Consider the following 21,899-nt stretch of genomic DNA (forward strand, 5'->3'; position numbering starts at 1 on the left):
CAGCGCTCATTCACGGCTGTGGTGCTATAACCTCAGGCAATCGATCGCTGCCGGGCAGCGACGAGCGCTCGAGGGGAGGGCGTATAGCCTATGTCGCATGTCGTGACACGTTCCGCAGTCGCATTTCTTCTTCTCCTTTCCGCCGCACCTTTGGCGCAGGCGGCCTCCGTCACCAACAAGGACGAGGCGCCCGTGGTGTTGACCGTCACTGAAGGCGGCAACCGTGTGGAAGTCGTCGTCGACGCCGGCGCTTCCGAAAGGTTCTGTCCCTCCGGCTGCTTCATGACGACGCCCGATGGCGATCGTATCGGGCTTTCCGGCGACGAGACGATCGAGATCGTCAAGGGTTCGGCCGTCGTCAAGTGACGGCGGCTTGAGCCTGGTTATTGCCGATTTTTATGATTTTTTGAGCCTCACGGCTTTTGACGCTTGTCTATTTACAGGTGGTCGCGGCAAGCTTTTCGCATGTCGTAAACAGGCCTCTCACGGCTCATGCCTCGCTGCATAGTTCGCGACAATGGTTCGTCCGGGTATCGCAGGCCGGACATTCGGTTGAAGAGGGTATTATTCCATGAAATCACATGCGCGGGCAGTGGTCATCGGCGGCGGCGTGGTCGGCGTTTCGACGCTCTATCACCTTGCGAAGAAGGGATGGGGCGACAGCGTGCTCATCGAGCGCAAGGAGCTGACCTCTGGCTCGACCTGGCATGCGGCGGGCCTCCTGCCGCTCTTCAACATGAGCTATTCGGTCGGCCAGATTCACAAATATTCCGTCCGCTTCTATCAGGAACTGCAGCAGGAAACCGGCATGAATGTCGGTTTCAGCAAGGTTTCCAACATTCGTCTCGCCCGCACCAGGGATCGCTGGGACGAATTTATGTATTATGCCGGCATTGCCGAAACGATCGGCGTGAAGGTCAATATCCTGACGCCCGAGCAGGTGAAGGAGATCTGGCCGCTCTGTGAGACCGATGGACTGCTCGGCGCCATTCAGCATCCCGATGACGGCTATATCCAGCCGGCGGACCTGACGCAGGCGCTTGCCAAGGGTGCCCGCGACTACGGCGCCACGATCTACCGCAACACGACGGTCACCGCCATCGAGCAGCAGCCTGACGGGTTCTGGAAAGTGACGACGGACAAGGGCGAGATTATCGCCGAACACGTCATTTCCTGCACCGGCAACTTCGCCCGCAAGACCGGCGACATGGTCGGCATCAACATCCCGGTCATCCCGGTCGAGCACCAGTATATCGTCACCGAGCCGCATCCCGATATTCTCGCCCGCAAGGCCAAGGGCCTGCCGGAAATGGGCGTGCTGCGCGAGGCTGACAGCGCCTGGTATATGCGCGAGGAAAATGGCGGGCTGCTGCTTGGCCCCTACGAGCACGGCGCGCCTGTCTGTTATGTCGACGGTCCGTCCGATGACAGCGAATACGAGCTGTTCCAGGAAGAGCTCGACCGGCTGATGCCGCATATCGAAACGGCGATCGCCCGCGTGCCTGCCTTCGGCGAAGTCGGCATCAAGAAGGTTTATAATGGCGCGATCGCCTATACGCCCGACGGCAACCCGATCGTCGGTCCCACACCGGGGCTCAAGAATTTCTGGCTGAATGAAGGCCATTCCTTCGGCATAACCGCCGCCGGCGGCGCCGGCTGGCAGCTTGCCGAATGGATCGTCGATGGCGAGCCGACCGTCGACATGATGGGCGTCGATCCGCGCCGTTTCGGCCCTTACGCGAAGGAAGGCTACCTCATCGCCAAGAACGAGGAAGCCTATGCCAACGTCTTCACCATGCACTATCCGGATGAAGAGCGCTCCGCCGCCCGTCCGCTGAAGACGACGCCGGTCTACGACCGCCTGAAGAAGCTCGGTGCGGTCTTCGGCTCCGTCTATGGCTGGGAACGCGCCAACTGGTTTGCGCCCGAGGGCTATGACCTGCCGAAGGACCAGATCGGCGTTGGCGCCGATGTCCTGACCAACCACAATCATTCCGACCCTACCGAGGACGGCCGCGTCCTGGAGCGCTGGTCGTTCCGCCGCTCGAACTATTTCGAGCATGTCGGCAACGAAGTCCTGAACGTCAACAAGAATGTCGGCGTGCTGGACATGTCGGCCTTCGCCAAGGCACTGGTCACAGGTCCCGGTGCGCGCGCATGGCTGGAATCGATTTTTGCCAACACGATCCCGAAGAAGCGCGGACGTCTCGCGCTCTGCCACATGCTGACCAGGGAAGGCGGCGTGCGCGCCGAATTCACCGTCTATGAAAGCGCGCCTGGCACTTTCTACCTCGTCTCTGCCGGCGCCTATGAGGCGCATGACCACGACTATATGCGCAAGCTGCTGCCGACAGACGGCAGCGTGAAGTTCACGCCGATCACGCAAGGCTGGGGCGTGCTTGTTCTCGCCGGTCCAAAGTCGCGCGATGTGTTGAAGAAGCTGACCCGCGCCAGCCTCGACAACAAGGATTTCCCCTGGCTATCAGGCAAGGAGATCTCGGTCGGTGCAGCAACCGCCCATGCGCTGCGCGTCAATTTCGTCGGCGAGCTCGGCTGGGAGCTGCATCATCCGATCGAGATGCAGAACTACATTTTCGACAAGCTGATGGAAGCCGGTGCCGAATTCGGCATCAAGCCTTTCGGCATCCGCGCCATGCTGTCCATGTCGGTGGAAAAGTCCTATCGCCTGATCCCGCGCGAAATGTCGATCGAATATAATGCTTATGAATCCGGCCTCGACCGCTTCATCAAGCCGGAAAAGGAATTCCTCGGCCGTGAGGGCCTGCTTTCCTACAAGGAAAAGGGCCTGAAGTGGAACTTCGCGACGCTTGTCGTCGAGACCGGCAATGACGTCGATGCGCGCGGCTCGGAGGCAATCTACAACGAGGCGGGCGAGCTTGTCGGCCGCGCCACCAACGGCACTTTCGGCTTCCGTATCAATCGCTCGCTGGCGCTTGCCATGCTGCGGCCCGATTACGCCAAGGAAGGCACGAAGCTGAAGATCAAGATCCTCGGCACCACGTACAACGCGACCGTCGTCGGTGAGAGCCCGTTCGACACCGAGAACGCAGCACTTCGTGGCTAAGGGATATCGCGACGCGCTTTAAGTCTATGTTTAGCGCGAGATGCTTCAATTTCTTAAGCATATGGACAAGAAAAGGGCGGCCGCATCATCGGCCGCCTTTTTCATAGCTGGCTATGGCAACCCAATTAATAATTATTCAAATCAATTCATGTAACCGTTTCGTTCGGGGACACAATTTCCATTTTAAAGGTTTGCCATGGCGTTTCTAGGTATTTCGGGGATGCAATATTCCGGAGAAATGTTTGCCGGCGCGCGCATTATCCTCGCTGAAGATTCCAATGTCTTCACGTCGATGATCGGAAAGCGCCTGAAGGAGCTCTTCGATATCGATGTCGAGATCTGCCGCAGCTTCGAAGAGTTGCAGCTTTCCTACGACAAATCTTCTGATCCGATTACGCTCGCGATCTCCAACATCAACCTGCCGGGCGCCGAAAACGGCGAGGCGCTGGAATATCTGGTCGATCTGTCGATCCCGACGATCGTCTTTACCGGCACGTTCCAGGAAGGCATGCGCGACAAGCTGCTCGCCAAGGATATCGTCGACTACATCCTCAAGGACAATATCTTTGCCGTCGACCTGCTGGCGGAATCGATCTGCCGCTTCCTGACGAACCACCGTCATCACGTGCTGATCGTCGACGACAGCGCCACGGCCCGGGCGCTGCTTTCCAGCCGCCTGAAGCGCTATAATTTCCGCGTCAGCACCGCCGAGAGCGGCGCCAAGGCGTTGGAGATCCTCAAGGCCAACCGCGATATCGGCCTTATGGTCACCGACTACAACATGCCCGATATCGATGGCTTCGAGCTGACGCGCCGCATCCGCGCCTCGATCGGCTCGCATGAGCTGCGCATCATCGGCGTTTCCTCCTCTTCCAACCGGCTGCTTTCGGCACGGTTCCTGAAGGCCGGCGGCAACGACTTCATGCTGCGTCCGTTCATCGACGAGGAGTTCTACTGCCGCGTCAACCAGAACCTGGATACGCTCCTGCAGATCCAGTCGATGCGCAAGGAGCGGGCGGTTGCCTGACCCTGCCGCAAAGATCGAGTACGGGCAAACGCCCCTACGTGATCGGTCTACACCGGAAAGATATGACGGAGGCTCACATTTCTGCAATCGCAGGTGTAGCTTCCGTCGTTTTCCCCTTCACGGGAGGGGAGGCCTCGGTTATCGTCCCGCACGCTGCAAGAGGGGGCGAGTCGACCCCCATGGGCGTGCGGAGGGATAGGTAGCTGTGACATTCCAGGGGGATTTTCAGCGGGAGAATGCAGGTCCTCGGTTTGGAGGAATTCGCATACTTCTGGTTGAGGATTCCCGGATGTTTTCCGCTGTGCTCTGCCATCGGTTCCAGACCGAGCTCAACCTCAGTGTTGTCTGCTGTTCCTCGCTGAAGGCGCTGCGCGAAGAGCTCTCGCAGGACGGCCAAGGCTACAGCGTAGCCGTCGTCGACCTGAACCTGCCTGACGCACCCTATGGCGAGGCGCTCGACTGCACGATCGAGCACGATATTCCGGCCATCGTCTTTACCGCGACCTTCGATCTCAATACCCGCGCCCGCATCCTCGAGCGGAATGTCATTGACTATGTGCTGAAGGACAACGAATTCGCGCTCGACAATCTGGTCGCGACGGTGCGCCGGGCGATCATGAACCGCAAGACGCGGGTGCTTGTCGTCGACGACGTTTCATCGGCACGCCAGGTGCTGGTCGATCTCCTGAAAGCCCAGCAATATATGGTCGTCGAAGCCAGTTCCGGGCTCGAGGCGATTGCGGCACTCGAGGCCTACAGCGATATCGAGCTCGTCGTCACCGATCATCATATGCCCGATATGAGCGGCTATGAGCTGACGCGGCGCATCCGCCACCGGTTCGGCTCTGACAAGCTGCGCGTCATCGGCGTTTCCTCCTCGAACGACCGCATGCTGTCGGCAAGTTTCCTGAAGGCCGGGGCCAGCGACTTCGTCTACCGGCCGTTCGTCGCCGAAGAGCTGCAGTGCCGCATTGCCAACAATGTCGAGACGCTGACGCAGATGAAGCAACTGCGCGCGGCGGCGGCCTGCGATTATCTGACCGGGCTTTATAACCGGCGCTATTTCTACGATAACGGCCCGAAGCTGGTGAACGAGTGCCTGCGGCTGAAAATGTCGAGCGCGGTCGCCATTCTCGACATCGACCACTTCAAGCGGCTGAACGACACTTATGGCCATGAGATCGGCGACAAGGTGCTGAAGGCTGTCGCAGACAGACTGCGGACGATCTTCGAAGGCAGCGACAATCTTCTCTCGCGCCTCGGCGGCGAGGAATTCGCCATTCTCTTCCCGCTGATGGATTCGCTGGCGGCCACCAAGCTCTGCGATGAGATCCGCTCGGATATTTCCCGCCTCAGAGTGACGGCCGACGATGAGGAGCTGGCGGTGACGGTGTCGATCGGCGTCGCCGAGATCACCGGTTACGAGACCTTCGAGAACTATCTGAACGCGGCAGACCAGTTCCTTTACATGGCCAAGCACAAGGGCCGGAATTTGGTCTATTCCGATGCCAAGATGACGGAAGAGGCGGCGCAGTAGGGGGCGCTTGCAGTTCTCTTCGTCGTCATCCCCGGGCTCGTCCCGAGCATGACGGGAGAAGCGGGCCGGCTTGTCAAAACGATAAAGGCGGCCCAGTCGGCCGCCTATCTCGTTTCTCTCAAGCCGCAACTGCCTGCTGGCGGGCTGTCGCCATGGTCATCTTGCGATCGGCGCGCTCCTGCTGCGGTGAGCGCTGGTAGAGTTCGCGATAACACTTGGAGAAGTGCGAGGCGGAGACGAAACCGCAGGCGACGGCGACTTCGACGACCGGCATGGAGGACTGCACCAGCAGGTGGCGGGCGCGGTCGAGGCGGATCTCCAGATAGTAGCGGGCTGGGGAGCGGCCCATTTCCTGGCGGAAGAGGCGTTCGATCTGGCGGCGTGACAGGCCGGCGCCTTCGGCGATCTCCAGGAGCGACAGCGGTTCGGCGAGATTGCCTTCCATCAGCTCGATGATCGACAGCACCTTGGCGTTCTGGACACCGAGGCGGGCGCGCAGCGGCAGGCGCTGGCGGTCATGCGGGTTGCGCACGCGATCGGTCAGGTGCTGCTCACAGATACGGTTGACGAGGCTTTCGCCGAAATCCTCGCCGACGAGGTTCAGCATCATGTCCAGCGATGCCGTGCCGCCGGCGCAGGTGTAGAGATTGTTGTCGATCTCGTAGAGGTCGGCATAGACCTCGACCTGCGGGAAGGCTTCGGAGAAGCCCGGCAGGTTTTCCCAGTGGATCGCGCAGCGCTTGCCGTTCAGGAGACCTGCCTGGGCAAGCACATGCGCGCCCGTACAGAGCGAACCGACGGCGACGCCTCGATTGTAGGATTCGCGCAGCCAGGCATTGACGGATTTATGGTTGAAAGTCTCGACATCGATGCCGGAACAGACGAGCACCATGCCCGGCCGGTTTTCGCCGCCGAGATGGCGGCGCTCTTCGGCGAGCGATGAATTGGCCTCCACGCCGATGCCGCAGGAGGAATAGACCTTTTCGCCGTCGACGGAACTCAGGCGCCACGTATAGGCCTGATAGCCAAGCATGCGGTTTGCGATGCGCAGGGTATCCACGGCCGCTGCAAAGGGCAGCATGGTGAATTGCGGGACCATGAAGAAGACTACGGAACGTTTCTTGAGCTGCATCTTGTTCATTGGAAAATCCATGCTCGAGGGCGACTGCATATTGGTCGCGTGGAATGCGTCGTTCCGATGTTCCAAAAGCGACACTGGCATGGATAAATGCGGCTAGGAAGAGCAAATCTGCGACATCAGCAGTGATTTGCGGCGCGAGCAGAGAAAATGGCCTCGATGCTGCGTTGTGGTCTTGTGAAATTCACTGGAGAGTAGGTGGGCGGCGGAGATGAAAAAGGCGGTGCTGCGTTGGGACAGACACCGCCTTCAGCTTGGGAGGTATGTCGTATTCATTACATGGTGCATTCATGAGCCCTGTCTTTAGTGAGCTCTGTCTTTGCCGGTCTCGTCGGCGCTCGGCCAGCCGATATCCTTGCGGATGTCGAGGGGCATGGATTCGATCTGGCGTTCCGTCTGCCACCGGCGCCATGCGCGCACGAGCTTGTCGGCATAGAAACCGAACGAAGAATGTCTGCTGTAGGATGAAAGGTCCTTGCCGCCATCCCTGTAAGTCAACGAGGTCATTGCCGTTTCCTTTCCTTGCTGGATCCGGGATTCCCGTGTCCTTGAAGTGAAATATGCGCTTGCGGGACTCATCATYCAAACGAATAGATTTTATGAGTACCATAAGCGATTTTGAACTATCACCGCTCCTCGTCGAGAGCGGGCAGGGCGCATATATCGGCCGCGATGTGCGATGGATATTGCTTCATTTCCTGCCTGATCTTTTCACGTGCAGCCACCCGAAACAGGCGCGCACGGAATGCGAARAAAGCCTGGAGGATGTTGAAGCCTGCTATTTGCGACATGATCGGCCTCCTTTTTCTTCAGCCTCATCGTCACAACTAAAATATAGGTACTGAGGCTGGTTCAAACAAATGAAATGAACTGGCTCTTAGGTTCAGAGAAATTGAAAGATGGTAGGGCCGTGCCCATGGCTGTGAAGGACTGCATTCGGCAGCTCTTCAAGCCTGATGGCGACATGCAAAGGGGGTAAGCGGATGTGCAGGCGACCTATGTGCAGGCCGTCAGATGACCATCTGTTCACCAAGCTCCACCACGCGGTTGCTGGGAAGCTGGAAATAATCTGAGGGATCTATGGCGAAGCCCGCCATGGCGATGAAGAGCCGGTCCTGCCAGGCCGGAAGACCGGTATTCGGATCCCCGACGAGCTTGCGCCTGCCGACATAGAACGAGGTCGACATGATCTCGAAATCAAAGCCCGCCTTGCGGCAGAGCGGCAGGGCCTTGGAAACGTCCTGGTCCTCCATGAAGCCGAACAGGAGCTGGATCTTGATGAAGCGCTCCGACAGCTTTTCGATCGTCACCCGATCCGTTTCCGACACATAGGGCCGCGGCGCGGTCTTCACGTTGAGGATGACGTTGCGCGCGTGCAGGACGCGATTGTGCTTCAGATTGTGCAGGAGCACGCCGGGCGTCATGTCGGGAAGGCTGGTCAGGAAGATCGCCGTGCCGGGGACCTGAGCGGGAGCGTGATCCGATTTTCGTTCGATCGACGCAAGAAATTGCATCAGGGGTATGTCGTTGCTTGCGGACTTCTGGCGCACTAGCTTGGTTCCCTTCCTCCAGGTCCACATCATCACCATGAGCGCGCCGGCGATCAGCACGGGAACGTAGCCGCCGTCGTGGATCTTCAGGAGGTTCGCGCCGAGAAAGATGCTTTCAAGCAGGAGGAGCGGCAGGAGTGCGGCGAGCGCCGTGAGCACGTTCCATCCCCAGACGACGCGGAGAAACTGGAAGGACAGGATCGTGGTGACGACCATCGCACCCGTGACCGAAATTCCGTAGGCCGTGGCAAGGGCCTCTGACGAACCGAAGGCGAAGATCAGGGCAAGCACGCCAAGCAGCAGCGCCATATTGACCGCCGGTACATAGATCTGGCCGGTATTGGAGGCGGAGGTGAAGCAGATCTCCAGCCGCGGCAGGAAACCGAGATGGATTGCCTGACGGGCTAGCGAGAACGCCCCGGTGATGACGGCCTGGCTGGCGATGATCGTGGCAGCCGTGGCAAGGATGACCACGGGAAGGATCGCCCATTCCGGAAACATCAGGAAGAACGGATCAGACGCGGCCTGCGGGTTGGCGAGCACAAGCGCGCCCTGGCCGAGATAGTTGAGGAGCAGCGAGGGGAAGACCACAGCGAACCAAGCGACCTGGATCGGCTTCCTGCCGAAATGCCCTAGATCGGCATAGAGCGCCTCCGCGCCTGTTACGGTCAGGAAGACGGCGCCGAGGACCACGAGGCCGATGAGGCCCGCATGGGTGATGAAATCGAAGGCGTAGAGGGGATTGAGTGCTGCGAAGATCGCGGGGTCGTCGGCGATGTGGGCAAGCCCGGCAAGGCCCATCACGAGGAACCACAGGAGCGTTATCGGGCCGAAGAGTTTTGACACGGAGGCCGTGCCGACCGACTGCACCAGGAACAGGAGCAGCATGATCGCGACGGCGATCGGCAGGATGTATGGCGTGAAGACCGGAGTGACGAGCTTCAACCCTTCGAGCGCCGACAGCACGGAGAGCGYAGGCGTGATCATCGCGTCGCCGATGAAAAGCGCGGCACCGATGATCCCTGCGAAGAAAAAGACGGTGGCGTGCCGGCTGGTTTTCTTCATGAGGAGGGCCAGCAGGGAAAGGGTCCCGCCTTCGCCCTCATTGTCCGCCCTCAGCAGAAACAGCACGTATTTGAACGTGACGATGATCGTCAGCGTCCAGATCATCAGCGAGATCAGGCCGATAACTTCCTGTGGGGTGACGCCGTCATGGGCGAAGGGCCGTAGCGCTTCGCGGAAGGCATAGAGCGGGCTCGTTCCGATATCTCCATAGACCACTCCAACCGCCCCGAGCAGGAGGGCCGCAAACTTTTGTTGGCCTGCATGAGACCGGTCTGCGTCGTGGGCGGTGGCTGACATGGAGATCCTTTGATTGTTGTCCGGCCTTGATCGTCGTTCGGAATGAAGGATATGGGGCGCAAGGCTGAGAATGGCACGTCGAGTCGCGGTGAGCGGCCGTCAGACCGCTCGCATTGCGGCCCTGATCGTGGCGATCATGTTTCCGCCCGCGCATCGTTCTTCGCCAGCGCGCTGACGAGAAGCTTGTCGACGCGCCGCCCGTCGAGGTCGATCACCTCGAATTTCCAGTCGTTCTTGACGAAGGTCTCGCCAAGCTCGGGCAGGTGCTTCAGTTCTTCCAGGACGAGACCGGCGACGGTCTGATATTCGACGTCTGCGTCAACAGGGAAATTCATGAATTCCGAAAACTCGTCGATCGGCGTCCATCCGGAAACCAGGTAGGAGCCGTCGTCGCGTCGCTTGATCGCCGGTTCCTCGCCGGAGGCCGCGTCGCCGAAAACGCCCATGATGGATTCAAGGATGTCGCCTGACGTGATGACACCTTCGAAGTGGCCATATTCGTCAAAAACCAGAACCATATGCTGCGACGACTTCCTGATGGATTCGATCACCGAGGAGGCGGGAGCGAGATCCGAGATGATCGGAACATCCCGTACCAGCGTCATGATGTCGACCGTCCGGTTGGCTTCAAGGGCATCGTAATAGTCCTTGACGGCGAGAACGCCGAGAACCTCGTCGGAGCTGCCCTTGCGTGCCGGCAGTCGCGTTCGCGATGTCGACTGAATGGTCTTGCGAATCTCCTCGGCGGTATCTTCGATATCGACGAGCTCGACATCGCGCCGCGGCGTCATGAGCGCGCGCGCCGTTCTGTCGGCAAGACGCATGACGCCGGTGATCATGGCGGACTCGCCGATTTCGATCACGCCGGCGCTCTGGGCTTCCGCGAGAACCGTCTTGATCTCCTCATCGGTGACGCCATCGCTGTTCCTTCCCGACTGGCCGAGCAGGGCGAGAACGAGTTTGCCCGAGCCGTCGAGCAGCCAGACGAGCGGCAATGCGGCCTTCGACAGGTAGGTCATCGTCGGCGCGACCCTGGCGGCGACCGCTTCCGGCGCGCGAAGGGCCACCTGCTTGGGCACCAGCTCGCCGATGATGAGGGAGAGATAGGTGATCGCCACGACGACCGTACCGACGCCAAGCCCATCCGCCCAGGCATCGGGAAGCCCCTGCGCCAGAAGCCAGGTGGAGAATCGCGCGCCGAGCGTGGCGCCCGAGAAGGCACCTGACAGGACGCCGACGAGGGTGATGCCGATCTGAACCGTCGACAGGAAACGGCCGGGATCCTCGGCGAGGTGCAGGGCCAGTCGCGCTCCTCTGCTTCCCTGGTCTGCCATAACCCTGAGGCGTGCCGGGCGGGCGGAGACGATCGCGAGCTCCGACATGGCAAGGACGCCGTTGAGAATGGTGAGAAGGACGACGATGGCTATTTCGGTAAACAAACTTTGGCCTGTTTTGATGACAACGATCCGTCGAAACTATGCGATCTCGCTTCGCTTTGCGATAGTTGCCGTCGAAGATCGAGCTCTTCAGGCAAGATAATTGTGGCGGGACTTCCTACAGCCGGCGCAACCGGAGAACCGCACGACGGCATCTTCCGGAAACGGAGCTTCATGTAATCCGCTGCTTATAAACCGCCTCTTAAGGATCTATTGACCATAATGAAGGCTTAACGCCGCCGCGTATGCGGTGCCTGTGATGTTTTCGTGTCTCGCACCAAGGACGAAGCCTGTGTCCCTTCATCAAGCCATCGCCGCCATTCCAGCGACCGCGTCTGCGTGGTTTCTGTCTGTCGTCGCCTATCGCGTGGCGATCGTTGCGGCCTTCGTTTTTGCTGTCATTGCCGGATCGAGCGAGGCAGCGGCAGAGGACAGGGCGCTGAAGCTCTACTTCACGCATACGGGCGAGCGTGCGACGATCGTCTTCAAGCGCAACGGCAAGTTCGACCAGCGCGGCCTCAACCAGATCAACCGCTTCCTGCGCGACTGGCGGCGCAATGAACCGGCCAGGATGGATCCGCGGCTGCTCGATCTCGTCTGGGAGGTCTATCGCAAGAGCGGGGCGAAGGAGGCAATCCACGTCGTCTCGGCCTACCGCTCGCCTGCCACCAACAACATGCTGCGCAACCGCTCGCGCAATACCGGTGTCGCCAAGCGCAGCCAGCACATGCTCGGCAAGGCGATGGATTTCTATATTCCCGGCGTCAAGCTCACGACGCTGCGCGGGCTTGCCATGCAGATGCAAGTCGGCGGTGTGGGCTATTACCCGACATCGGGTTCCCCCTTCGTGCATCTCGATGTCGGCAATGTGCGCGCCTGGCCGCGCATGTCGCGCCAGGAGCTGGCGCGGCTTTTCCCCGACGGACGCACGATCCACCTGCCGGCGGACGGTCGGCCGCTTCCGGGCTATCAGGTGGCGCTTGCCGACCGCAAGAAGGGTATCCGCTCCGCGCCGATCGAGATTGCCGCAAGCGAGGATGAGGAGGACGATGCGCCTGTAACGCCAAAGCCAGCGGCACCGACCCTGCTGACCGCACGCGCACCAGCACCTGCGAAGGCACCTGATCCCGTCGTGACCGGAAGCCTTGTCACCGCCATGCTGCCGACGCCGCAGAAGCGGGCCGAGATCGGACTGGCGCCGCAGCTTGCCAAGCCCGAGGACAAGGCAGTTGCCGACCGGGCCTTTGCCGATCTTGCCTCGCTTACTGTTCCGCTGCCAGTGCTGCGGCCTGTTGAAATCGAGGCCGTGGAGAGCGAAACGCCCGCACCTGTACCCGCGGTTGCCGCTGCGCTGGCATCCGTCCAGCCGGCCCCGGCCGATTTCACGCGCTTCGTTGTCGGTCGCAAGCCCGCCAATACCTCAGATATCGCCGACCGGTTGACTCATCCCGCGCCGACGGCTGAGCAGATCGCCGTGTTGCCGGTTTCCGCGTCGGAGCATGTCTCGGGTGGCGTCGGCGAGATGTCCGCACGAGCGCTGATTGCCTGGGCAGTGCGGTCGCCAGAAGCGTCGGTCGGACTTACGGCGCCTGCTATGGTCGGCAATACCTATCCGAAGGCTGTCGGCGGGGGCAGGACGGTTGCTTCAGGTGCGGCGGGAAAGAGTTTCAAGACCAACCGTTTCGGTACTGAGGGCTAAAGTGTCATCGATCCGATCCCTTGGGGTCGGATTGACTTTCAATCAAATGCAATGATAATGCCTCATCATTCAGAAAAATTGAAAGATGTGACGATGACAATCCCGTTTCGCCGTCCCATTCCGCTGCTCGACAATGATGTGCTGCGCACCTTCGTAGCCATTGCAGAGACCGGTAATTTTTCGACTGCCGCCGAAACCGTCTTCCGCACGCCGTCGGCCGTTTCCATGCAGATCAAGAAGCTCGAGGAACAGCTTGGTGTCACGCTGTTTCGCCGCGATGCGCGCTCGGTGACGCTGACGCAGCATGGCGAAATGCTGCTGTCCTATGCACGCAACATCCTGGCGCTCTCCAACGAGGCAGTATCGCGCTTCATCATGCCTGAGCTCAGCGGCGTGGTGCGGCTCGGCGCGCCCGAGGATATCGGCGAGCGGCTGCTGCCGCAGATACTGAAGAGTTTTGCACAGATCTATCCGGGTATCATGGTCGACGTGACGATCGACATGAGCATAGGCCTGAAGAAGCGGATGGAGGAGCAACGCCTCGATCTCGCTCTCATCAACTGCGCCACGCGGCCTTTCCCGACCAATGGTGAGGTCGTCTATCGCGAACGGCTCGTCTGGGCGGGCGCCAAGTGCGGTTCGGCGCATCGGCGCGATCCGCTGCCGATCTCGATCTGGGAAGACGGCTGCATCTGGCGGCAGGAAGCGATCTCCCAGCTGGAGCGCAACAAGCGGCCTTATCGCGTCGCCTATCTCAGCGCCCACACCATGGCGCAGCGCGCCGCCGTGGTCTCCGATCTCGCCATCGCGCCGCTGCCACTCTCCTATGTCAGCGAGGATATGGCAATCCTCGGCATCCAGGAAGGGCTGCCGGAATTGGGCTCTTTCGACATCCAGCTGCTCACCGCATCGCAGATGACGGGGCCGATCGAAACGGTCGCCGACAGCATCCGCGCATCCTTCGCCGAAAGGTCGAAAGCGGCGGCTGCCTGATTTCTTTTAGCCGGTGAACTTTTCGCTCACGAATGCGTTATCCCGCCCGGACGGCATTGGCCGTTCGGGGTTGATTTCACAAAAGGATTTCGCACATGACGACCACGGGTAAAATCGCAGCCGCCTTTATGGTCCTTCTTGCACTTTCTTCCTGCGCCAATACGATCCGCGGCGTCGGCAGGGATACGGCAAGTGCCGTCAACGCAACGCAGGATGCCGGCCGCAGTGTCGATCGCGCAGCGAAGAGATAAACAGGTTCAGATTTTCGAAGTCGGATAAGCTTTTTCCAGCCCGCCGGATCGGGTCAGCCCGGTCCGGAATGCGGCATAGGCAGGGTGCTGGCTGGAGCGTGCCGCTTCCATGAGCCTGATCTGCAGACGGTCGGGCCCAGCTTCACCGATCCACTTGCCGAGAGTTTCGAGCTTCAGCGAGTTGAGAAGGCGCGAGGCGGAGGCGACATCGAGATGCCGATACAGGCCAGCGAGCAGGTTATCGTCCTGCGCCGGGTTTTCCATCAGCAGCGACAGATAGGATTTATCGGTTTCCGAGAGCGCCGCGAGTTTTTCCGCGACGGTATCGCGATCGGGGAAGGGCACCGTGCCAGTCATGACGAATCGTCCAGTCCTTGTTGTCAGCAAGGTTATAGACTGGCCTTGACCTCCTCGGCTACATCGACCGGAATCCATCGGCTCCAGAGTTCCTCATAATTCTGCAGGAAATAGAGGGCCGCACTTTCGTTGTCCTCACCGTTTTCATCCTGCCATGCCAGCCCTGGCTGATGGTCTCGTTATCCCAGCTGCGTGCCTTCAGACAGGTCATGACGGGGCCGGCGCGGTCAGCGAATGACCGGGTCATCAGCGTGAAGGCCTGCGACACCGGATAGGCGTTCATCCTGGGATTGGCGCAGCCCCGAACCGAGGTGCAGGCATTCCATTCGGCCGGATCATGCGTCACGCTGAAATCCAGGAGCTTCATAATTAGCCGACAAATCTCTCCGCCGTTTCAGGTGCCAATCGCCCGGCGGAGATCACGGTTCTCCGGCCTCTCCTGTTTGCGGCGCCGTTCGTCTGGTTTCCGGTGGCTCGTCGCCGGCCATTTCTATCGATGGCTCATGGTAAGCAAAGCTACGGATCTGCTTCAAGAAATCATCCGTCTTTCGGGTTCCATCTGTAACTAAATTATTGAATCCGAAGGACTTATGGCTGCGCTCATGAATGTTCCACCTGGATTCGATCAGCGGGAATGCACGCTCACGGCCAGGGCTGAAGCGGTTCCGGATGAGAAAAATTCGGAAAAGTTCAAAAAAAGTCGAATTTTGCCTCTGGGCGGGCCTTCAATAACCATCCGGTAAGAATGTGCCGTTATCTGTTGATGCGTGGCGGGGACAACCGCTGCTTTTCCGGATCAGGTACTGCGTCCCGGGAAAAGCGAGCTTCATCGTGTAAGGGTGAAGACGCCAGCGTTTACGGCAAACCGCATTGGGCTTCATGGCTCGATCGCGGTTTTCGCATTTTCAGGCCTCGGTTGACCGTCCGCCCGCCGGCATTGTAGGCCTGCCTGGAAGCGTTCACGGATAGAGTTATGACCAGAGCCATCATGCTGCAGGGAACCGGCTCGGATGTCGGCAAGACGGTGCTGGTGGCGGGGCTTTGCCGGCTGGCGGCCAATCGCGGGCTGAAGGTGCGGCCGTTCAAGCCGCAAAACATGTCTAACAATGCGGCAGTTTCCGACGACGGCGGCGAGATCGGCCGGGCGCAATGGCTGCAATCGCTCGCAGCACGCACGCCATCCTCCGTGCATATGAACCCGGTGCTCTTGAAACCGCAGTCCGAGAATGGCAGCCAGATCATCGTGCAGGGCAGGGTGTTCGGGCAGGCGAAGGGGCGCGATTATCAGCGGCTGAAGCCGCAGCTTCTGGCCTCTGTGCTGGAGAGTTTCGGCAAGGTGTCCGAGGGTGCGGACCTCGTCATCGTCGAGGGTGCGGGTTCGCCGGCCGAAATCAATCTCAGGGCCGGCGATATTGCCAATATGGGCTTTGCGACGCGGGCGAATGTGCCTGTTGTCCTCGTCGGCGATATCGACCGCGGCGGGGTGATCGCCTCGCTCGTCGGCACCCATGCGATCCTCAGCGAGGAAGATCGCAGGATGATCTCGGGTTACATCATCAACAAGTTTCGCGGCGACGTTTCGCTGTTTGACGACGGTATCCGCTCTATCGAAGGTTTTACCGGTTGGCCGTGCTTCGGCGTCGTGCCCTGGCTGAAGGCGGCGGGGCGACTGCCGGCCGAGGATTCCGTCGTGCTGGAGCGGCTGGCGAAAGGGGCGGCGGGCGCGCTGAAGATTGCCGTGCCGGTGCTGCCGCGCATTGCCAATTTCGACGATCTCGATCCGCTTCGGGCCGAGCCCGATGTCGAGCTTGTCTTCGTGCGGGCAGGCGAGCGGCTGCCCGATGATGCGGGGCTCGTCATCCTTCCCGGTTCGAAATCGACGATATCGGATCTCGCCGATCTCCAGGCCCAGGGATGGGACCGCGACCTTGCCGCCCATGTCAGGCGCGGCGGCCGGGTGATCGGCATTTGCGGTGGCTATCAGATGCTCGGCCGCACTGTACGTGATCCGCTCGGCATCGAGGGAGCGACGACAGAAATCGAAGGGCTCGGCCTGCTCGATGTCGAGACGGAGATGGCGCCGGAGAAGACTGTGCGCAACAGCTCTGCCCATTCGGCGGAATATGACGTGCCGCTGTCAGGCTATCAGATTCATCTCGGCATCACGCGAGGGGAGGATTGTGCCCGCCCGGCGGCGATCGTGGAAGGATTGGCCGATGGTGCGGTTTCGGCCGACGGCCGGATCATGGGCACCTATCTGCATGGCCTCTTCGGCAGCGACGCCTACCGCACCCGGCTGCTTCAAAGCTTTGGCCTCTCAGGTGAAGGCGGTAATTATCGCGAGAGCGTCGACCGTGCGCTCGACGAGGTCGCAGGTGGCTTGGAGCAACATCTCCACCCGCACTGGCTTGCAGGGCTGCTCGGCTAGGTCGGATATGGCCTGCGTTCAGCGAAGACGCTCAGCTCTTGCCAAATTAGTTGACTGAGTCCATTAATTGTCGCTGCAACGCACCCAGTCGAGAGCGATAAAGATTATGAGCATACTGGATGGATTCTCGCTGGCGGGCCAGGTGGCGCTCGTGACCGGTGGCGGCCGCGGCCTGGGCTTCGAGATGGCACGCGCACTTGCCGAGGCCGGTGCGCACGTCATCGTCACCGGTCGCACGGCGGCGACGCTGGAAGATGCCGTAAGGATCATCCGCGCMGCTGGTGGCACGGCGCAGGCCGCCGCGTTCGACATCGCCGACCGAGAGGCCCAGCGCGGGCTGATGGCCGACATCGAAAAGACCCATGGCCGTCTCGATATCCTGATCAACAATGTCGGCGCCCGCGACAGGCGCCCGCTGGCCGAATTCGACGACGATGCCATCATCGAGCTGCTGCGCACCGATCTGGCCGCCGCGATAACGCTTTCGCGGGACGCAACCGTGCTGATGAAACGGCGCAATTACGGCCGCCTGATCGCGGTGACCTCGATCAGCGGCCATGTCGTAATGCCCGGCGACTGCGTCTATCCGGCGGCCAAGCAGGGCCTGACCGGCCTGATGCGCGCCATGGCGGTCGAATTCGGCCCGCATGGCATCACCAGCAACGCGATTGCGCCCGGCTGGTTCGCCACAGAGACGAATGCGGCGATGGCTGCAAACGAGGAATTGATGCCCTTCGTGCGCCAGCGCATCCCGGTCCAGCGCTGGGGCCGCCCAGACGAGATCGCCGGCGCGGCGCTGTTTCTTGCAAGCGGTGCCGCTTCCTTCGTCAACGGCCACGTGCTCACCGTCGACGGCGGCATGACGGTCAGGATGTGAGCGGAGATGCCTGCCTTCATTCCTGCGGCGTTTTTCATGGCTTCTCACCGGAGTGGGTGGAGGCCTGCTCGGGATGCGGTTCTTTCAGCGACGGCGGAGAGGTCCGGGCGAAGATATTGCCGAGATCGGTGAGGAAGGTCAGCAGCAGGTTGAATTCCGGCTCGCTGTAGGAGTCCAGGATCGCGGAGACCGGCTCGCTCTGCTCCTCGTAGAGCCGGGTGGCGCGTGCCGAGGCCTCGGGACAGGCAACCAGGACAAGGCGGCGTTTGTCGGTCTCGTCCCGTTGCCTGACGACAAAGCCGGTCGCCTCCAGCTTGTCGATCAGCCCGCTGACCGTCCCGATCTTCAATCCGACCTCGCGCGACAGGGCCGTCATCGACAGCGGTCCGAGTTTTTCCAACAGCCGGAAGCACTTGAATTCGGTGCTGGTCAAGCCCACCTGCTCGGCCACCTTCTGGTGGAACAGCCCGAGCCGGGCCGAAAACAGCTGGACCGTCGGAATGTAGCGCGCGAGGCGGTCAGTTGACTTTTTCGGCAAAACGTTTAGATCTCCGAACTAATTGTTTCGATATTCTAAGGAATCGTCAGCGTCATGTCGATACTCTCGCATGGCTGTTCGGCCCTTGTTACAGGCAGCGATCCATGAGCGCCTATTTCATTCTCGAAATCCATCCCGATATCAAAGATCAGGCGATCGATGATTATCTTGCATGCATATCGGCGGATATGACGTTCCATGGAGGCCGTGTCCGGTCTCCGGGCGGCAGGGTCCAACCGGTCCAGGGAAACCGGCAGATGAACAGGCTTCTGATCATCGAATTCCGCACCGCCTCCATTGCCCGGGAATGGTATGAGGAGGCGAGGCAGGCAAATGAAGGTGTCGCCAGGTATCGTTCTCTCTTCGCCTGCCCCGCGGTTATCGTTGCCGGGATGGATGGTTAGAAACATTGGCCTCGCAGCCATTGCCTGAGGTCGCAGCCCGGTTCGGCATTGCCGCCCATTCGCCCTATTTCCGACTATAGAATTGCACCGGCCCATGTGGAGGTTCCGAAATTAACGATCATATTCAGTGGCTTATAGACGAGGGAATCAGGAGCGAACATATCGGTGAGCTCATTGCCGGTTTGTGCGATCGGCTGATCGCGGATGGCTTTCCCATCTGGCGAGGCAGTATCGCGATGCCATCCATTCATCCCATGTATGCCGGCATCTCGGCCAATTTCGTGCGGGGCGGCGCGACCACCATCGAGAGGGCCGAATATGGCAGCGCGGCGCAGCTGAGCTTCGAGAAGACGCCGATCTATTATCTGTTGGGCCGAGGCGAAACGTTGGGGCGCTGGATCCTTGCCAAGGGGGAGGGTGTCGACGACTATCCGCAGCTTGCAGAATTCGCGCTTGGCGGCGGTACGGATCATCTGGTCAGCCTGCTGGAGTTTCCGAAGGAGGCCGCGTTGCGCGGGGTCAGCCTGTCCCTGACAAGCGACAGGCCGGGCGGATTTTCCAACGATCAGCTGACGATCATCGCAAAGCTTTTCCCGGCACTGGGGCTTGCCTGCTACCGCATCGCGGCATCGAGAACCGCCTCGGACATCCTTGCTGTCTATACAGGCGCTAAGACGAGTGCGCGCATCCTTGCGGGCGAGGTCCAGAGGGGAACGGGAGGCGCCATCAATGCCGCGATCCTGCTTGCTGACCTCAGAAACTTCACGGCGTTGACCGAAGTCTATCAACCCGGTGAGATCGCCGGGTTTCTGAACGAGCATTTCGAGCTGATCGGCCGCCATGTCGAGGAAAATTCCGGCGAGATCCTCAAGTTCATGGGCGACAGCGTATTGGCGATCTTTCCGACAGGCGGTGAAGACGGCGAGGATCCCGAGAAGGCCTGCATGGCTGCGCTCGCCTCGACCCGAAATGTTCTGGAGGCAAACGAGGCGCTCAATCGTCGGCGGATGCGCGAGGGCGGGCCTGATATCGGCGTCGACGTCGTCCTGCATCTCGGCGAGGTGTTTTACGGAAATGTCGGCGCTCGCGGCAGGCTTGATTTCACCGTGATCGGCAGGGCCGTCAACGAGGCCTCGCGGCTCGAGAAACTCTGCGGCGAACTCGGCCAGCCCCTTCTGATGTCGGAAAGCTTCGCGGCCGCCTGCGGTGTCGCCTGCGAACATCTGGGATCGTTCGAATTGCGCGGCGTTTCGAGGAGGGCGGACGTGTTCAAGCTCGCGGTACCTACTACGGCAGTGGCCTGAAATCGGAATCGATTTTCAGAAAGTTTGATGCGTAGCTCTAATGGCGGCGTGTTTCTGACTTCAGCGGCAAATGCCTCAGATCTCGCCTGAGACCTCACGACGGCGGCGGTCGAGTTCTTCGCTGTAGCGGCGCAGCGTGTGGCTTTCGCTGAGCTGGCCGATTACCTTGCGCTCGATGAGGTTGTTGACGACGGCAAGCGCTTCGCTTTCGGTCTTGTCGAAGATCGCAGCCGCCTGTTTGGCGTTCATCTGCGGCTGCAGGAAGTCGTTTTTATACCGGATAAAATCGGTCAGCTGCTGGGCTTCGTCCTGCGCGCTGGTGGGGTTGGCGTAGATTTCCGGTACCAGCACGAGGCCAGCATATTTGTCACCTTCTTCCACGAGGATGACGCGCTGCGTCGAGCCGATCGGGAAGGCCTGCTTGAATTCGTCCAGCGTTATTCCGGGTTTTGCCGTCTTCACGTCCGATCGCATCAGCTTGTCGACGGTCAGGTTGCGGATCCAGCCGACATCATGGGCACTGCGGATGCTTTCGCCGCGCAGATGAAAGCGCCATGTGGCGAAGGAATAGCCGAAGGTCGTGCGCACCACGAGCGAGGAGGTGATGACGGCGGCGAGCACCAAAGCGGTGATCGGAAAGTCGCCGGTGATCTCCAGCGCCAGGAAGGTCATGGTCAACGGCCCGCCGATGACGGCGACGGCCAGCGAACTCATGCCGACGACGGCATAGATAACCGGCGTCAGGCTTGCATCGGCGAAATAAGGAGCCGAGTAGGCGAAGAGCTTGCCAAGCAGCGCACCCATGAAAAGCGAGGCGAAGAACAGGCCGCCCCTGAAACCGGAGCCGATCGAGACGGCTGAGGCCACCGATTTCAGCAGAAACAGGCCGATGAGTGCCGGGATGGTGATCTCATGGGCGAGGTTCAGATGCAGCGCGCCGTGGCCGGCGGCCAGCACCTGCGGCGAGACCAGCGCCAGGAGGCCGACGACGATGCCGCCGAGCGCCGGGCGGAAGGGCAGTGCGATGGAGCTTTTGCGCGCCAGCTCCTCGACGAAGGATACGCCCTGCATGATGAGGATGCCGACGCCGGCGCAGACCGCGCCAAGCAGCAGCGCCGGAACGTAATCGGCCGGGGCGACCGCGCCGAAGCTGCCGACATCGATGATGAAATCGCTGCCGGAGAGCAGACGGGCGACCAGCGTAGCGACAAGAGCGGCGACGACGACAGGCGTCAGAGAGACGATCGTGTAGGTGCCGATGATGAGCTCGAAGGCATAGAAGGCGCCCGTCAGCGGCGCGTTGAAGGCGGCAGCGATAGCGCCCGCCGCACCGCAGCCGACGAGGACGCGCATGTCGGAGCGGCGCAACTGCAGCTTCAGCCCGAATTTCGAGGCGATGCCGGCGGCAAGCTGCGTATAGCCCGCTTCCAGCCCCACAGATGCGCCGAAACCATTGGAGACAAGATTCTGGATGGCGACGAGGATGCTGTCCGTCAGCGACAGGCGGCCGCCATGCAGCGCATTCGCCTCGATCGGGTCGACCATCGGCTTCTTGCGCCATCTGGCGAGAATGAAGATGAGCAGGCCGAGCAGCATGCCGCCGGCAACCGGGGCGGCCATCAGCAGGAACTTGTTGTCGATCTGCGAGGCGCTGAGCCTCGTCGTGCCGTCGATGCCGAAGATCAGCCTGTGCATCTCCTCCGAGACGTAGCTCATGGCGGTGACCGCAAGCCCCGAGGCGATACCGACGAGCGCGCCGGCAAAGACCATGCCCATTTCGCTATGTCGGACGAGCGCGCGCATGCGTCCCGGATCGAGGACTGTGCCAAGAGGGCCGAGGCGGCGGATATCCATTCGGGAGAGCATCATGGGGAAACTAGGCAGCAGGAGTGCAGGTCAAGGGCGGGGCCGCC

Annotated in this window: 19 protein-coding genes and 1 pseudogene; 11 read left to right on the forward strand and 9 right to left on the reverse strand. The window is 60.7% G+C overall.

All coding sequences use genetic code 11. The features are described from left to right. Positions 1 to 90 precede the first annotated feature (90 nt). The 4 genes from AC1D35_RS00860 to AC1D35_RS00875 all read left to right on the forward strand — a co-directional run bounded on the left by AC1D35_RS00860 (position 91) and on the right by AC1D35_RS00875 (position 5,649). Positions 91 to 366, forward strand: coding sequence for a hypothetical protein (locus tag AC1D35_RS00860; protein WP_113296720.1), 276 nt, complete (start codon positions 91 to 93; stop codon positions 364 to 366). A gap of 205 nt (positions 367 to 571) precedes the next feature. Continuing rightward, positions 572 to 3,085 carry a GcvT family protein gene (locus tag AC1D35_RS00865; protein ID WP_477938168.1) on the forward strand — a complete coding sequence of 838 codons (2,514 nt, stop codon included), beginning with the start codon at positions 572 to 574 and terminating at the stop codon, positions 3,083 to 3,085. A 196-nt stretch (positions 3,086 to 3,281) separates the two neighbouring features. After that, on the forward strand, positions 3,282 to 4,112 hold the full coding sequence (locus AC1D35_RS00870; protein ID WP_113311138.1) for a response regulator: 831 nt from the start codon (positions 3,282 to 3,284) through the stop codon (positions 4,110 to 4,112). A 205-nt stretch (positions 4,113 to 4,317) separates the two neighbouring features. Beyond that, entirely contained in the window at positions 4,318 to 5,649 is a 1,332-nt protein-coding gene (locus AC1D35_RS00875; protein WP_113296723.1) for a diguanylate cyclase, read from the forward strand. 118 nt (positions 5,650 to 5,767) lie between these two features. Here the strand turns inward: AC1D35_RS00875 and AC1D35_RS00880 are convergent, their stop codons facing one another. The 5 genes from AC1D35_RS00880 to AC1D35_RS00900 all read right to left on the reverse strand — a co-directional run bounded on the left by AC1D35_RS00880 (position 5,768) and on the right by AC1D35_RS00900 (position 11,138). Continuing rightward, positions 5,768 to 6,790 (reverse strand): GlxA family transcriptional regulator, encoded by a 1,023-nt coding sequence (locus AC1D35_RS00880; RefSeq protein WP_113296741.1) that lies wholly within the window; start codon positions 6,788 to 6,790, stop codon positions 5,768 to 5,770. Positions 6,791 to 7,090: 300 nt separating this feature from the next. Continuing rightward, positions 7,091 to 7,294: a hypothetical protein gene (locus AC1D35_RS00885; RefSeq protein WP_113311137.1), complete on the reverse strand. Its 204-nt coding sequence runs from the start codon at positions 7,292 to 7,294 to the stop codon at positions 7,091 to 7,093. Between the two features lie 119 nt (positions 7,295 to 7,413). After that, positions 7,414 to 7,578, reverse strand: coding sequence for a hypothetical protein (locus AC1D35_RS00890; RefSeq protein ID WP_477853625.1), 165 nt, complete (start codon positions 7,576 to 7,578; stop codon positions 7,414 to 7,416). 219 nt (positions 7,579 to 7,797) lie between these two features. Continuing rightward, a complete protein-coding gene (locus AC1D35_RS00895) occupies positions 7,798 to 9,699 on the reverse strand; it encodes a potassium transporter Kup (protein WP_477938169.1) in 1,902 nt (633 codons plus the stop codon). Positions 9,700 to 9,833: 134 nt separating this feature from the next. Beyond that, complete coding sequence (locus tag AC1D35_RS00900; protein ID WP_113296727.1) at positions 9,834 to 11,138, reverse strand: hemolysin family protein; 1,305 nt, start codon at positions 11,136 to 11,138, stop codon at positions 9,834 to 9,836. A 289-nt stretch (positions 11,139 to 11,427) separates the two neighbouring features. On the opposite strand from AC1D35_RS00900, the gene AC1D35_RS00905 reads away from it, so the two are divergent. The 3 genes from AC1D35_RS00905 (at position 11,428) to AC1D35_RS00915 (ending at position 14,078) form a co-directional block, all read left to right on the forward strand. Further along, entirely contained in the window at positions 11,428 to 12,834 is a 1,407-nt protein-coding gene (locus tag AC1D35_RS00905) for a peptidoglycan L,D-endopeptidase MepK (protein ID WP_113311135.1), read from the forward strand. 51 nt (positions 12,835 to 12,885) lie between these two features. Then, entirely contained in the window at positions 12,886 to 13,827 is a 942-nt protein-coding gene (locus AC1D35_RS00910) for a LysR family transcriptional regulator (RefSeq protein WP_477832085.1), read from the forward strand. Between the two features lie 95 nt (positions 13,828 to 13,922). After that, positions 13,923 to 14,078, forward strand: a complete 156-nt coding sequence (locus tag AC1D35_RS00915; protein WP_113296730.1) for an entericidin domain-containing protein — start codon at positions 13,923 to 13,925, stop codon at positions 14,076 to 14,078. A gap of 6 nt (positions 14,079 to 14,084) precedes the next feature. On the opposite strand, the gene AC1D35_RS00920 is transcribed toward AC1D35_RS00915, so the two are convergent. Together AC1D35_RS00920 and AC1D35_RS00925 are read right to left on the reverse strand one after the other, a co-directional pair. After that, the gene (locus AC1D35_RS00920) at positions 14,085 to 14,435 is read right to left on the reverse strand and encodes a hypothetical protein (protein ID WP_113296731.1); all 351 of its coding nucleotides are present in this window, start codon (positions 14,433 to 14,435) and stop codon (positions 14,085 to 14,087) included. A gap of 32 nt (positions 14,436 to 14,467) precedes the next feature. Continuing rightward, a pseudogene (locus tag AC1D35_RS00925) lies at positions 14,468 to 14,802 on the reverse strand (glycine betaine ABC transporter substrate-binding protein); the annotation flags it as partial. Positions 14,803 to 15,408: 606 nt separating this feature from the next. Here AC1D35_RS00925 and AC1D35_RS00930 point away from each other — a divergent pair. Together AC1D35_RS00930 and AC1D35_RS00935 are read left to right on the forward strand one after the other, a co-directional pair. Then, entirely contained in the window at positions 15,409 to 16,863 is a 1,455-nt protein-coding gene (locus tag AC1D35_RS00930) for a cobyric acid synthase (protein WP_113311134.1), read from the forward strand. 106 nt (positions 16,864 to 16,969) lie between these two features. Continuing rightward, positions 16,970 to 17,740 carry an SDR family oxidoreductase gene (locus tag AC1D35_RS00935; protein WP_113296733.1) on the forward strand — a complete coding sequence of 257 codons (771 nt, stop codon included), beginning with the start codon at positions 16,970 to 16,972 and terminating at the stop codon, positions 17,738 to 17,740. A gap of 34 nt (positions 17,741 to 17,774) precedes the next feature. Here the strand turns inward: AC1D35_RS00935 and AC1D35_RS00940 are convergent, their stop codons facing one another. Next, positions 17,775 to 18,278, reverse strand: a complete 504-nt coding sequence (locus tag AC1D35_RS00940; RefSeq protein ID WP_113311133.1) for a MarR family winged helix-turn-helix transcriptional regulator — start codon at positions 18,276 to 18,278, stop codon at positions 17,775 to 17,777. A gap of 104 nt (positions 18,279 to 18,382) precedes the next feature. On the opposite strand from AC1D35_RS00940, the gene AC1D35_RS00945 reads away from it, so the two are divergent. After that, entirely contained in the window at positions 18,383 to 18,682 is a 300-nt protein-coding gene (locus tag AC1D35_RS00945; RefSeq protein ID WP_113296735.1) for a DUF1330 domain-containing protein, read from the forward strand. 236 nt (positions 18,683 to 18,918) lie between these two features. Then, positions 18,919 to 19,986, forward strand: a complete 1,068-nt coding sequence (locus AC1D35_RS00950; RefSeq protein ID WP_477853631.1) for an adenylate/guanylate cyclase domain-containing protein — start codon at positions 18,919 to 18,921, stop codon at positions 19,984 to 19,986. A 75-nt stretch (positions 19,987 to 20,061) separates the two neighbouring features. Here AC1D35_RS00950 and AC1D35_RS00955 read toward each other — a convergent pair whose 3' ends face one another. Further along, on the reverse strand, positions 20,062 to 21,852 hold the full coding sequence (locus AC1D35_RS00955) for a chloride channel protein (RefSeq protein ID WP_113311180.1): 1,791 nt from the start codon (positions 21,850 to 21,852) through the stop codon (positions 20,062 to 20,064). Positions 21,853 to 21,899 lie beyond the last annotated feature (47 nt).

Source organism: Rhizobium sp. P1_E6, from assembly GCF_056405875.1.

Bases quoted from the DNA above. Each gene is read 5' to 3' on its own strand.
- AC1D35_RS00945 (WP_113296735.1), top strand. From the start codon at position 18,383: ATGAGCGCCTATTTCATTCTCGAAATCCATCCCGATATCAAAGATCAG.
- AC1D35_RS00920 (WP_113296731.1), bottom strand. From the start codon at position 14,435: ATGACTGGCACGGTGCCCTTCCCCGATCGCGATACCGTCGCGGAAAAA.
- AC1D35_RS00955 (WP_113311180.1), bottom strand. From the start codon at position 21,852: ATGCTCTCCCGAATGGATATCCGCCGCCTCGGCCCTCTTGGCACAGTC.
- AC1D35_RS00865 (WP_477938168.1), top strand. From the start codon at position 572: ATGAAATCACATGCGCGGGCAGTGGTCATCGGCGGCGGCGTGGTCGGC.
- AC1D35_RS00870 (WP_113311138.1), top strand. From the start codon at position 3,282: ATGGCGTTTCTAGGTATTTCGGGGATGCAATATTCCGGAGAAATGTTT.
- AC1D35_RS00915 (WP_113296730.1), top strand. From the start codon at position 13,923: ATGACGACCACGGGTAAAATCGCAGCCGCCTTTATGGTCCTTCTTGCA.
- AC1D35_RS00930 (WP_113311134.1), top strand. From the start codon at position 15,409: ATGACCAGAGCCATCATGCTGCAGGGAACCGGCTCGGATGTCGGCAAG.
- AC1D35_RS00860 (WP_113296720.1), top strand. From the start codon at position 91: ATGTCGCATGTCGTGACACGTTCCGCAGTCGCATTTCTTCTTCTCCTT.
- AC1D35_RS00885 (WP_113311137.1), bottom strand. From the start codon at position 7,294: ATGACCTCGTTGACTTACAGGGATGGCGGCAAGGACCTTTCATCCTAC.
- AC1D35_RS00910 (WP_477832085.1), top strand. From the start codon at position 12,886: ATGATAATGCCTCATCATTCAGAAAAATTGAAAGATGTGACGATGACA.
- AC1D35_RS00950 (WP_477853631.1), top strand. From the start codon at position 18,919: ATGCCATCCATTCATCCCATGTATGCCGGCATCTCGGCCAATTTCGTG.
- AC1D35_RS00880 (WP_113296741.1), bottom strand. From the start codon at position 6,790: ATGAACAAGATGCAGCTCAAGAAACGTTCCGTAGTCTTCTTCATGGTC.